9 protein-coding genes are annotated in these 12,400 nt (G+C 70.6%); 5 read left to right on the top strand and 4 right to left on the bottom strand.

What is annotated here, in order from left to right; translation table 11 throughout:
• Window positions 1-96 precede the first annotated feature (96 nt).
• Both H958_RS33825 and H958_RS47205 read left to right on the top strand, forming a co-directional pair.
• A complete protein-coding gene (locus H958_RS33825; RefSeq protein WP_156027548.1) occupies window positions 97-1,740 on the top strand; it encodes an MFS transporter in 1,644 nt (547 codons plus the stop codon).
• Window positions 1,692-2,279 (top strand): amidohydrolase family protein, encoded by a 588-nt coding sequence (locus H958_RS47205; RefSeq protein ID WP_196807130.1) that lies wholly within the window; start codon window positions 1,692-1,694, stop codon window positions 2,277-2,279. The genes H958_RS33825 and H958_RS47205 overlap by 49 nt, the downstream gene beginning before the upstream one ends.
• 16 nt (window positions 2,280-2,295) lie before the next feature.
• On the opposite strand, the gene H958_RS0100070 is transcribed toward H958_RS47205, so the two are convergent.
• The 4 genes from H958_RS0100070 to H958_RS0100085 form a co-directional block, all read right to left on the bottom strand.
• Entirely contained in the window at window positions 2,296-3,213 is a 918-nt protein-coding gene (locus tag H958_RS0100070; protein WP_028057158.1) for an alpha/beta hydrolase, read from the bottom strand.
• A gap of 40 nt (window positions 3,214-3,253) precedes the next feature.
• The gene (locus H958_RS33830; protein WP_081685455.1) at window positions 3,254-4,813 is read right to left on the bottom strand and encodes an MFS transporter; all 1,560 of its coding nucleotides are present in this window, start codon (window positions 4,811-4,813) and stop codon (window positions 3,254-3,256) included.
• A 10-nt stretch (window positions 4,814-4,823) separates the two neighbouring features.
• A complete protein-coding gene (locus H958_RS33835; RefSeq protein ID WP_051323624.1) occupies window positions 4,824-6,356 on the bottom strand; it encodes a GMC family oxidoreductase in 1,533 nt (510 codons plus the stop codon).
• A gap of 77 nt (window positions 6,357-6,433) precedes the next feature.
• Window positions 6,434-9,145 carry an ATP-binding protein gene (locus tag H958_RS0100085; RefSeq protein WP_196807131.1) on the bottom strand — a complete coding sequence of 904 codons (2,712 nt, stop codon included), beginning with the start codon at window positions 9,143-9,145 and terminating at the stop codon, window positions 6,434-6,436.
• A 127-nt stretch (window positions 9,146-9,272) separates the two neighbouring features.
• Here H958_RS0100085 and H958_RS0100090 point away from each other — a divergent pair, with 127 nt between their 5' ends.
• Genes H958_RS0100090 through H958_RS33840 form a run of 3 tightly spaced genes read left to right on the top strand, consistent with a single transcriptional unit; the run spans window position 9,273 to window position 12,343 of the window.
• The gene (locus H958_RS0100090; RefSeq protein WP_028057160.1) at window positions 9,273-9,452 is read left to right on the top strand and encodes a hypothetical protein; all 180 of its coding nucleotides are present in this window, start codon (window positions 9,273-9,275) and stop codon (window positions 9,450-9,452) included.
• A 7-nt stretch (window positions 9,453-9,459) separates the two neighbouring features.
• Entirely contained in the window at window positions 9,460-12,033 is a 2,574-nt protein-coding gene (locus tag H958_RS0100095) for a LuxR C-terminal-related transcriptional regulator (RefSeq protein WP_156027550.1), read from the top strand.
• Between the two features lie 55 nt (window positions 12,034-12,088).
• Window positions 12,089-12,343 (top strand): hypothetical protein, encoded by a 255-nt coding sequence (locus H958_RS33840; RefSeq protein WP_051323625.1) that lies wholly within the window; start codon window positions 12,089-12,091, stop codon window positions 12,341-12,343.
• The last annotated feature ends 57 nt before the right edge of the window (window positions 12,344-12,400 follow it).

A 12,400-nucleotide genomic window follows, 5' to 3' on the forward strand; every position in this document is an offset into this window, starting at 1 on the left:
CCATCACGGGCGCCACGACTGCCGGCACGGCCTGGTCGTTGCCGGGATGCAGCGCCCGGCAGATCTTGGTGACCCATTGCATGCGTGGAGCGCGGCATGAGCGTCGTCGAGGAAGCGAAGAAGTCGCGCCGGCACCGTATCGTCGAGGCGCGCCGGAAGCTGCCTGAGAACGTCCGGCTGCTGAGCTGGGTCTCGCTCGCCAACGACTCGGCAAGCGAGATGATGTACCCGATCGTGCCGCTGTTCCTGGCGCTCACGCTCGGTGCACCGGCGGTCCTGATCGGCCTGATCGAGGGCATCGCCGAGGCGATGGCACTCGGTTTCAAACTGCTGTCCGGTTGGTTGTCGGACCGCTCCGCCGAGCAGCGGCGGCGGCCGTGGATCGTGGCCGGCTACGGCGTCTCGACGTTCTCGCGGCTGGCGATCGCCGCCGCGCCGGCGTGGGGCTGGGTGCTCGGCGCGAAGGTCGTCGATCGCATCGGCAAGGGCACGCGCGGCACGCCGCGCGACGCGCTGATCCGCGACAGCACGCCGAAGGAGCTGGTCGGGTCGGCGTTCGGCTACCACCGCTCGATGGACACGGTGGGCGCGATCGTCGGCCCGCTGATCGCCGTCGTCGCCCTGCTGCTCGGCGCGTCGCTGCGCACGGTGCTGTGGATCGCGGTGCTGCCGGGCGCGGCGACGCTGATCCTGTTCCGGCTCATCCGCGAGGCGCCGCGCTCGGCCGCCAAGGCGCGCCCGGGCAAGCCGTCGCTGCGCTCGCTGCCGAGCTCGTTCTGGTCCGTGCTGCAGGTGTGGGTGATCTTCTCGCTCGGCAACTCGACCGACGCCTTCCTGCTGTTGCGCGCGCACGACCTCGGGCTCTCGACCGTCGCCGTCGTGCTCGCCTTCGCGCTCTACAACGTCGTCTACGCGGGCCTCTCGTGGCCGCTCGGCGCGCTCAGCGACCGGATCCCGCGCGAGCGCGTGCTGACCGCCGGCGTGATCGTCTTCGCGCTCGTCTACGTCGGCTTCGCCGTCGCGCCCGCGCCGTGGGCGGTGTGGCCGCTGCTGGCCATCTACGGCATCTACGTGGCCGCGACCGAAGGCGTCGGCCGCGCGTGGGTCGCCGACCACGTCGAGACCGGCTCGGTCGGCACCGCGTACGGCGTGTTCTTTTCCTCGACGGCCGCCGCGGCGCTCGTCGCCAGCCTCGCCGGCGGCGCGTTGTGGACGTACGTGAGCCCGCAGGCGCCGTTCGTCCTGGGCGCCTGCACGGCCGGCGTGGCGGCCGCGCTGCTGCTCGCCCGCGCGCTCCAGCGCGAGGTCGGGCCGCGCGTCGCCCGCACGTCGCTCGCGGGCCTCGCGATCGCCGTCGCGGTGGCCGCTGTGGCCTTCCACGCAAGCCTCGGCGACCTGTTCCGCCACAGCGGCGAGCAGGAGGTGCCGGTCGCCCTCGCGCGCGCCTGCGGCCCGGCGCCGACCACCCGGGTGGCGCCGCCCAGCGACGTCCCGACGCCGGCAGCCATCACGTTCACCAAAGTCGAGCGCGGCGCCCGCTACGAGGGCTTGAGCTCCGACACGCTACGCGAGGGCCACGACGCCTATCTGTCGGCGCTGCGCGCCGCCGGCTACCCGATCATCTTCGCGCAGGTCGACCCAGCCGACGCAGAGGTCGACTTCGTCGGCGGCTACGTGTCCTTCGTGCAGGAGTGCCGCGGCCGCGTCCACGTCACGTTGACCCTGGACCGAACTGGTTGACCTTGCGCAGCTTGCAGCGGCGAGGCGCGGTGGTGTTCGTCCATCCGACCGCGTCGCCGGACCCGATGGCCCATTCCCTCGGCCTGCCCGATGCGCTGCTCGACTACCCGGTCGACTCCTCGCGCGCGATCGCCAAGCTGCACTACAGCAACACGATCTCGCGGACGCCGGACGTCAAGTACGTGTTCTCGCACGGCGGCGGGACGGTCCCGTTCCTCGCGTCGCGCTTCGCGATCGTCGACGCCATGAACGTGATCCCCGGCGCGGAGGAGCGTGGGTCGTTCGCCGACACGGCCCGTCGCCTGTACTGGGACACCGCCTCGGCGTTCAGCGACCCGGTGCTCCACCTCCTGCGCTCGGTGACCGGCCTCCACAACGTCGTGTTCGGGACCGACTACCCGTATCCGCACGACGACATCTCCATCGGCGGCCTGCGGACGCTGAGACGCACGACCGAACTCGCCGAAGAGGAGCGCAACGCCATTCTCGGCGACACCGCGTCACGGCTGATTCCGCGCCTGGCACGCCAACCTGTCTGACCGGCCGGCAGGTCTCTCAGCCGGCGCTTGACCTGACTCCGACGCGGTCGAGCTGCGCCGACAGCAACCGTCCGGCTCTGTCCAGCGCCGCCGTCGCTTCGTCGAGGATCGGGTGATAGGCCTGGAAGACGTGGGGGACCCCGGGGGTGATGTCGAGCGTGACCTCGACGTCGGCGGTGATGGCTTGCTGCGCGAGGCGGATGGCGTCGTCGAGGAGCACCTCGTGCGTTCCGGCCTGGATGATCATGGGCGGGAGGCCGGAGAGGTCGGCGAAGATGGGGCTGATGAGGGCGAGGGCGGCGTCTTGTCCCGAGGTGTAGTCGGGGATTCGGGCTTGGAGGGCTTCGCGGCTGAGGAGCGGGTCGAGCTTGCTCTTGGTGTCCATGGTCGTCCCGGCCAGGGTGAGGTCGGCGTACGGTGACATGACCAAGGCGGCGGCCGGCAGGGGCAGCCCGTGCTCGCGGGCGTTGACCAGGGTGGCGATGGCGAGTCCGCCGCCGGCGGACTCTCCCGCCAGGACGATGTCCGAAGGGGCGATGCCGTTGTTCAGGAGCGCTTCATACGCTGCAAGGGCGTCGTCGACCGCTGCCGGGTAGGGGTGCTCGGGGGCGAGCCGGTAGTCGACGGAGATGGCCTTGGCCTGCGTCCGCCGGCCGACCTGCGAGGCCAGCTCGGCGGCGAGGAACGCGTCTCCCAGCACGTACACGCCGCCGTGGAAGTAGAGGACGACGTTGCGGGGTTCGATGCCGTCGACGGTGATCTCGGCGGTCGGGACGCCGCCCAGTGTGGCTGCGGTCACGGTCACGTCGGCGGGCAGCGGCTGCGCCGACAGCAGCTCTCGGAGCAGTCGGCGTTGCTCGTTGACGTCGCTGCCGGCGGGGAAGGCGGACTGGCGCAGGATCGCGTCGAGGGTCTCTCGCTGCTCGGTGCTCACGGAGGATCTCCCTTTGGTTGGTCTGGGTGGGCGCGCGCAGCTACGGACGCGGACGGGCGACCGTGTCGCGTACGCGGTGGCCCCATGTGGCGAGGCGCGTCAGGTAGCCGCAGTAGGGCGCGCCCGGGCAGCGCGCGACCGACATCGCGATGGTCGCGATGTGGGCGTCCTGCGGCTCGCGGCGGCGGCCCGGGAGCAGGACCAAGGCCAGCACCGCGGCGGCGGCGCACAGGATCGCGGCAACGACGAACGCTCCGGTGAAGCCGTGCGTCAGCGCCGCGGCCGGCGTCGATCCGCCGTCGAGCGCGTTCGTGATCCGTGACGTCGAGATGGCCGATAGGACGGCGAGGCCCAGCGACCCGCCGACCTGCTGGGTCGTATTGAGCAGACCCGAGGCGAGACCCGAGTCCTCGGCCGCGACGCCGGTCGTCGCGGCGATCGTGATCGGCACGAAGGCCATGCCGAGCCCGATGGCCATGACGATCATCGCGGGCAGGACGCGACCGGCGTAGTCGCCGTCGGGCTGCAGGCGGGTGAACAGCGCGAACCCGACGGTCGCGATCAGCAGCCCGAGGACGAGCACCGGCTTGGGCGTGAGGCGGTCGACCACCTGCGAGGCGAGCGCGGAGCTGGCGATCAGCGTGAGGCTGAGCGGCAGGTAGGCGACGCCGGTCTTGAGCGCGTTGTAGCCGAGCACCTGCTGCAGGTACAGCGTGCAGAAGAAGAACACGCAGAACAGCGCGGCGGCGACGAGCAGCATCGTCGCGTCGGCGGCCGCGAGGCTGCGGTTGGAGAAGATGCGCAGCGGGACCAGGGGGTTCTCGTGGCGGCGCTCGATCCACACGAAGCCGACCAGCAGCACGGCGGACACCGCGAGGCCTACGAGCGTCCGCGCTGACCCCCAGCCCCAGTCGTTGGACTTGATCAGCGTGAAGACGAGCGCCATCGTGCCCAGCGTGATGGCCGTCGCGCCCCCGAGGTCGTAGCCGTCGCGGACGCCCTCGGCACGGCTCTCGGCGAGCGACCGCCGCGCCAGCACGAGGACCGCGGCGCCCATCGGCAGGTTGACGAAGAAGACCCAGCGCCAGCTGAGCAGCTCGACGATCGCGCCCCCGAGCAGGAGGCCGACCGCGCCGCCGGCGCCGGCGATCGCGCCCCAGACGGCAAGCGCCCGGTTGCGCTCGGGCCCCTCCGCGAACGTCGTGAGGATGATCGACAGCGCCGCCGGCGAGACCAGCGCGCCGCCGAGTCCCTGCGCGCCGCGGGCGATCAGCAGCGTCGCCTCCGACTGCGACACCCCGCAGACGAGCGATGCGCCCGCGAACAACGAGATGCCGGCGATGAACAGGCGACGACGACCGAGTCGATCGGCCGCGCGCCCGCCGAGCAGCAGGAACCCGCCGAAGATCAGCGTGTACGCGTTGAGCACCCACGACAGGCTCTGCTCGGAGAAGCCGACGTCGCGCTGGATGCTCGGCAGCGCGACGTTCACGACACTCGCGTCGAGCACCACCATGAACTGGGCCACCGCGACGATGGCGAGCACCGCGTTGGGGCTCACCCGGACTGGGTTGGTAGGGGCGACTGTGACGTCGGACATGGCGAGCAGCTCAGACGATCGGAGTCGCGTGAACTCGACGCCGAGGCCCGCTCGTGTAGACGGCCCTCGCGATCCGCTCGGCGATCATGATCGTCGTGGGGTTGATCGCCACCGATGGAACGTCCGGGATGATCGATGCGTCGACCACACGGAGCGCATCGGTCCCGTTCACCGCGCCAAGCGAGCCCACCACCGCCCACGGGTCCTGGGCACCGCCCATGGGCGCAGTCGCGGTGGGGTGCCCGTAGGACGCGAGGTTGGACGCGATGGCGTGGGCGAGCTGAACGTCGGAGACTGCGTCGCCGGGCAGGATCTCGAGCTCGAGGAACTGCGCGAGTGCCGGGTTGCGGGCGATCCTGCGGGCCAGCCTCACGCCTTCGAGCATCCGGCGCGCGTCACGGTCTTCGGCGAGGAAGTTGCAGTCGATCTCAGGCTGCTCCCGCGGGTCGCGGCTGCGCAGCGTGAGGGTTCCGCGCGAGTCGGGCTTGGCGACGGCGACGCTCAGCGCGATCGATCCTCCGGTCGGGCTGTACTGGGGCGGCATCAGGTGCGTGACCGCGATGTGGAGGTCCAGTTCGTCGCCTCGAGCCTCGTTGGACGCTGTCCAGAGCAGGGCGCCGACCGCCGGCCGCATGTCGAGCGCATCCGTCTTGAGGGCGTAGGCGTTGTAGTAGAAGGGCTGGTCGTGCAGACGCTGCCCGACGGGTAGATCGGCCACGACCTCGATGCCGAGCTGCGCCAGGTCGGCCGCCGGACCGACGCCGGATCGCAGCAGGATCGCCGGGGTGCCGTATGCGCCGCCGGAGAGGATCACCTGGCCTGCAGGGATCTCGGTGCCGTCTGCCGTCAGGACGCCGGTCGCGCGGCGCCCGGCGAACAGGACGCGATCGACGAGCACGTCGCCAGAGATCTTCAGGTTGAGGCGGTTGCGAACCTCTTCGGTGAGATACACGAGGCCGGTGTTCTGCCGCACACCGTCGATGACGTCGACGGGGGACGCGCCGACGCCACTCGGATCCGGCGCGTTGAAGTCCTCGACCCGGGCGAACCCCTCCGCGACCGTCGCGTCGATGAACCCGCGCAACGAGGTGGTCAGATCGCCGTACCGCTGCTGCCGGATCGGGAACGGTCCCGTGCGTCCGCGGTCCGCGTCGTCGCCGTCGGGCGTGTTCTCCATCTCCCGGTAGGTTGCGAAGACGTCCTCGATCGTCCAATCGTCAAGGCCATGACGTTGCCAATCGCGGATGTCGCTCGGTCGTGCGCGCATCGCCACCGTGGCGTTGTGAGCCGAGCAGCCGCCGAGCACCTTTGCCCGCGCCGCCAAGATCTCCGGTGAGGCAGGCCCGCCGCGGGCGGTGAAGCCCCACTCGTGCTCGGGGTTGGCCGGCACGTGTGCCGCATCGGTCAGGTCGTCTGGATAGCCGTCGACGCCGTAGGCCCTGCCTGCCTCGAGCAACAGGACCGAGCGGGTCGGATCCTCGCTCAGGCGGTTGGCGAGGACGGCACCGGCTGCGCCTCCTCCCACAATCACCACGTCGGACATCGGCTTCGCTCTCCTCAGATCGACGGCCCGTATCGTGGCCGGCGAACGGGTGAGGCGTCATCGCCGGATTCCGGTGACTACGACAGTCGTTCCGCGAGCTGCGTGCGCGACTTGACGCCGAGCTTGCGGAACGCCTTGCGCAGGTGATACTCGACCGTGCTGGCGCTGATGAACAGATGCGCCGCGATCGCTCGGTTCGTCTCCCCTTGTCCGGCAAGGCGAGCGATCTGCGTCTCCTGTGGGGTCAGCTGATCCAGGGTGTTCACGGTCCGCTTGCGGGCACGCTCACCTGTCGCCTCCAGCTCGAGCCGTGCGCGCTCGGCGAACGCCTCCATCCCGGCGTCTCGGAAGAACTCGTGGGCGGTTCGCAGTTGCTCGCGCGCATCGAGACGTCGGCGCTGACGCCGGAGCCACTCGCCATAGAGGAGGTGGGTACGCGCGAGCTGAACGCGGATGCGTGTGCGACCGAGCCTGCTGATCGCCTCCAGGTAGAGCGCTTCGGCATCATCGCCATCGCTGAGCAATGCGCCTAGGCGAGCCTCTATCCCCAGCGCCCAGTCGGTGCCGGCGGCGCGAGTCGTCTCTTGGATCCGCTCGAAGGCACGCCGGGCACGCTCCGGCTGGCCGAGCCGAACGGCCGCCTCGATCAGCTCGGTCAGCGCCCAGATCGCCGGCCCTTCGGAGTAGAAGCGCTCGGCTGGAAGGACCGCGGCCAGCGCAGCTTCGTAGCGGCCGAGCCCGTTGTTGAGGCCTCCGCTGAGAAACTCGGCGTTCGTCAGGGCGATCCCCTCCCCCCGAGCCTCAGCGTCGCCGATCGTGGTTCGGATCAACTCCGAGAATTCGGCCTCGCGACCGCGCAGCGCGGCCAGCGACAGCGCGCCACTCGGGTCGGCGGCAACGCCGATCGCCTCGGTTGCCGCGCTCTGTTCCTCCGCGAGGATTGCGGCGGTTCTCAGCTCACCGAAGAACGCGTACACCGCGATGGCGGAACCGAGAAGGAACGCCAGCGCGGAGAGCGCACCCGTTCGGCGCGCCAGTTCGAGCTGCCGGGTGGACAGCACCATCCAGGCGTCGTCGTCCCACATGAACAACGAGATCAAGCTGGCAAACCACAACCACCGGGCGTCATTCGGCGACAGGTCGGACTCACGCTGGAAGGCGTCCAGCGCCTCCTTGAGCAATGGCGCCGCAGCCGCATATCCCTCGGTGGCTTGCACCGCCAACCCCTGTAGGAGCAGATCAGACGGCTGCGGCTTCTCAGGCCGCGGGCCGGCAAGCGCCGCCTCGCTGATCTCGACCAAGTCGCCGCCTCCGATCAAGCGGCCGGCGAACGTCGCCGCAGACAGGGCGTCCAGGTAGGTCGCCCGTGCGAGGCTGGGATCCACCTCCTGGAGCTCGCGCGCGGCCGCGAGCAGCAGCGGGGCGGCGTCGCTGCCTCGGCGCGCTGCGAACGCGACCTGAGCGCGCAGCAGGTGCGCGTGGGCAGCCAGAACGTCGTCGACCGCAGCGCCGGACTCGGCGGTTCTCAGAAGCTCGAGCGCGTCGTCGAGCGCGCCGGCTTGTAATTTCGTCTCCGCGGCGACCAGCGCGCGTCGCGCGCGGCGCCTGGGTTCGGGTGAAAGGGCGACCGCGCGCTCGAGGAAGGCTCCGGCGGCGGCGAGACCGCCACGTGCCTGCGCGCGTGCCGCGGAACGTTCAAGCTCGGCTGCAACCTCCTCATCAGGCTTGCCCGCGGCCTGCGCGCGGTGCCAGGCGCGCCGATCCGGGTCGATCTCCCGGTCGGTCGCCTCGGCGAGGGCGCGGTGAACCTCGCGTCGCGCGTTCGGCTCGGCGGATCTGTAGACGGCCGAGCGAACCAGTGGGTGGCGGAACGCCACTCGGGGAGACAGCGAGAGCATCTCTGCCGACTCGACGGCGTCCGCCGCCGACTCGGGGATCCCGAGCCGTTCGGCCGCCCGCCAGACCAGTGCCGGATCGCCCACGGGGTCAGCCGCCGCGACGAGCAGCAAGCGCCGCGCAGCGGGCGGCAGCTTCGCCAGCCGGCGCGTGTAGCGGTCCTCGATCCCGGCGGACACGGGCGCAGTCGTCGGCAGGCCGAATCCCCCCGCGAGCTGGGTCGGGCTCAGCCCGCGCGGCAGCTCCAGCAGGGCGAGCGGGTTCCCGCGCGTCTCAACGACGATCCGCTCGAGCACGCGTTCATCCAGCCGGACGGGCATGACCGAATCCAACAGCGCTCGCGCGTGCGTGCGCTCCAAAGCGGCGACGTGGAGCTCCGGCAAGCCCGAGAGCGTCGCGCCGAGCTCGCGCGTCGCGAACACGAGCGCGATCTTCTCCGCGACGAGACGACGCGCCACGAAGGCCAGGGTCCGCGCGGACGCACTGTCGAGCCATTGCGCATCGTCAACGGCGCAGACGAGTGCCTGCTCCTCGGCGGCTTCGGCAAGCAGGCCGAGGACCGCCAGGCCAACCAGGAATCGATCCGGCGCGGGTCCCGTCCTGAGTCCGAAGGCGACCTCGAGCGCGTCGTGCTGGGGCCGCGGCAACCGCTCCCTGAGATACAGGAACGGCGAACACAGCTGCTGAACCGCCGCGAACGGGAGCTCCATCTCGGCCTCGACCCCGACGGTCCGGGCGATCCGAAGCTCGCGCGCGGCCTCGACCGCGTACTCGAGCAGTGCGGTCTTGCCGACGCCCGCCTCGCCATGCATGACCAACACGCCGCCACGCCCCGCGCGCAGGCCGTCCAGCACCCGGTCGAGCATCTCGCGCTCGCGCTCGCGGCCGAACAACGTCCTCCCCGAGCTCAGAACCGGTGGCGGCGCTCCGCTCATCCGGCGTAAGGATGACCGAGTGGCGACGCTCGGCCAAGGACTAAGGATTCAAGGATTCGAACGCCCATCGGTAACGTCACGATCCATGGCCGTGGAGGCTGACGACAGAGGCCGGCTCTCGGGGAAGGTGTGCGTGATCACCGGCACGGGCGGAAGCATGGGCCGTGCGACGGCTCTGGCGTTCGCTCGGGAAGGCGCGTCGGTCGTTGGCTTCGACCTGACCGTCGATCCCGCGGGGGCGACCGTGGAGTCGATGGCGGGATGAAAGTCTGGTGACCGCGGGTCTTGACCCGGTCGCCGTCTCGAGCCTGCTCGAACGGCAAGAGCTCCTTCGGCTGCTGGAACGCGCCGTGACCAAGTGCGTCACGGTCATCTCGGCGCCGCCGGGAAGTGGGAAGACCTCGCTGTTGCGCGTCTGGGCAGCGCGCTCGACCGGCCATCGTCGCGTCGCGTTCGTGTCCGTGGACCGCGACGAACGAGATGCGGAGCGGTTCTGGCGCGCCGTCGTGGACGCACTCGCTCCCGAGACCCGAATTGCGCCACTCGACGCCGATCAGCTCGTCGAGAAGGTCCTGTCCGAGCTCGCCGAGCAGGTCGATCCGGTCGTGGTGATCGACGATCTCCACGAGCTGGCGTCGGCCGATGCCCTGAGGCAGCTCGAGCATCTGCTGGCGGTTCTGCCGAGCGCTGCGCGCGTGGTCCTGTCGTCTCGCCGGGATCCGCCGATCAGGCTGCACCAGCTGAGGCTGGCCGGCGAGGTGACGGAGATCCGCGACGGCGATCTCCGGTTCACGGAGCGCGAGACGCGCGAGCTGCTCGCCGCGTCCGAGATCCGTCTGTCCGACACGGGGGTGGCCGCCCTGCGTCAGCGCACGGAGGGCTGGGCGGCCGGCCTGCGGCTGGCCGTGCTCGCGCTCAGCGGCCACCCCGATCCCGAGCAGTTCGTGGCCGAGTTCTCGGGGACCGACCGGGCGATCGGGGAGTACCTGATGGCCGAGATGCTCGAAGGCCAGCCGAGCGAGGTTCGGAGCATGCTGTTGCGAACCTCGCTGGTCGACCGGATGAATGCCGAGCTCGCCGACCTGCTGGCCGGCCGGCAGGGCTCGGAGCAGATGCTGCTGGCGCTGGAGGAGGCCAACGCGTTCGTGGTGTCGCTGGACGCTCAGCGCACCTGGTTTCGCTACCACCATCTGCTGGCGGATTTCCTCCGCCTCGAGCTGCGCCGGACCTCAGCGGAGGAAGTGCCTGAGCTTCACCGCCGGGCCGCGCGGTGGTTCGCCGACAACGGGGACGTCGTCGAGGCGGTGCGGCACATGCTCGCGGCCGGGGATTGGCCCGAGGCGGCCCGGATGCTCGCCGACCACCTGTTCAGTCTGACGCTCGACGGCAAAGAGGGCGCGATCGGCTCGCTGCTCCAGTTGTTCCCCAGCGGCGCCTCGGCTGACCATCCCGATCTGGCCGTGGCACGCGCGGCAACGCACCTCGCCCAGGGACGATTGGAGCAAGCGGCCGCTCAGCTGGCAGTGGCCGAGTCTCAGGTCGACAACACGCGCCTCGCCGTGGCCATCGCCTCTCTCCGGCTGGCGCTGGCACGGCGCAGCGGCCGATTCACTGAAGTGATCGAGCAGGTGAACCTGCTCGACGCTTCGATCGCGGACGAACCGATCGCGATGAGTAGTGAGCTGCGGGGAGTCGCGTTGATGAATCTCGGGATCGTCGAGACCTGGTCTGGGCGACTCGCTGACGCTGAGCGGCACCTGGCCGAGGGAGCCGCGCTCGCCCAGGCGATCGGCCGGCCGTACCTGGAGGTCGTGTGCCGGGCGCATCAAGGGTTCCCGTCGAAGCGGGTCTCGGTCGCGTCCGCACGTGAGCGCGGCCGAGAAGCGGTGGCGCTCGCCGAGCACCATGGGTTTGACGAGCGGCCGATCCTCGCGCCGGCGTTCGGTGCGGTCGGCGGCATGGCGATCTGGATGGGCGAGTTCGACGAGGGCGAGCGCTGGCTACGCCGGGCGCGGGAGGTCGCCGCGGCCGACGTCGACCCGGCGCCCGCAGTGCTTCTGCATGTGGCGACGGGCATGTTGCACGCGGGTCGCGGGCAGCATCGATCCGCACTCGACGAGTTCGCGGCGGCGGCGCGTGCGCAGTCGCGGCTCACCGGCGCGCACGCGCTCGCGCCGCGCATCACCGGATGGCTCGCGTCGATGCAGGCTCGCGTCGGGATGCTCGACGAGGCGCGCGCGACGCTCGCTGGATTCGCCGCCGATACGGAGCGAATGGGTGCCCTCGCCAACGCGCGTGCCGTGATCAGCCTGGCGGAAGGGGACCCGGCCGCGGCGGTGGATGTACTGCGAGAGATCCGGTCGGGCGCGGTCGTTCCCCCGTTCACGCGCGTTGAAGCGCATCTGCTCGCGGGCACTGCGCACCTGAAGTTGGGCGAGCGCGACGCCGCGGTTGCCGCTGCCGAGGCAGCGCTCGCGGACGCCGAGCCGGACCGGCTGATCTTCCCGTTTGCACTGACCGAGGCGGCGGAGCTGCTCGGCGCGCTCCCGCGTCACGCCACGGCGCATGGCGCGCTGCTCGCCGACATCGTCGACGTGCTGCGAGGCACGCCGGCGACGAGCCCCGACCGAGAGCAGAGCGACGAGCTGAGCCCGAGCGAGCTCCGCGTACTGCGATATCTCCCGACCAACCTGACACGGCCCGACATAGCGCGCGAGCTGTACGTCTCCATCAACACGGTCAACACGCACGTCCGCAACATCTACTCCAAGCTCGGTGCGCACGATCGCTCATCCGCCGTCGCCCGCGCACGGGAGCTACGGCTCCTCTCAGCCGGACGCGCCTGAACATCACCGGAATCCGGCGGTGTCGACTCACTCGGTCGCGCTGCACGATGCTCGCATGGACACATCGCCGGGCCTGTACACGTTCCGTATCAAGGGCCGGCTCGGGGCCACGGGTCTGTCGGCCTTTCCCTCGATGGTGTCTCAGCCGGACGGCGGCGCGACCGTGCTCACCGGGTTGCTCGAGGATCGGTCCGCGGTGTTCGGCGTCATTGCGCAGATCGAGGCGCTGGGTCTCGAGCTCCTCGAGCTGCGGCGGATCCAGCCAGGACCCAGGACGCCTGAAACACGAATTCCAGAAGCACCGCTATGAGCAAGACGACGTTCCTCGGCGAGAAGCCGATCAACCGGGAATCACCAGCTTCGGGTG

Origin of the sequence: Candidatus Solirubrobacter pratensis (assembly GCF_000425945.1) — a bacterium.
GTDB lineage: Bacteria > Actinomycetota > Thermoleophilia > Solirubrobacterales > Solirubrobacteraceae > Solirubrobacter > Solirubrobacter pratensis.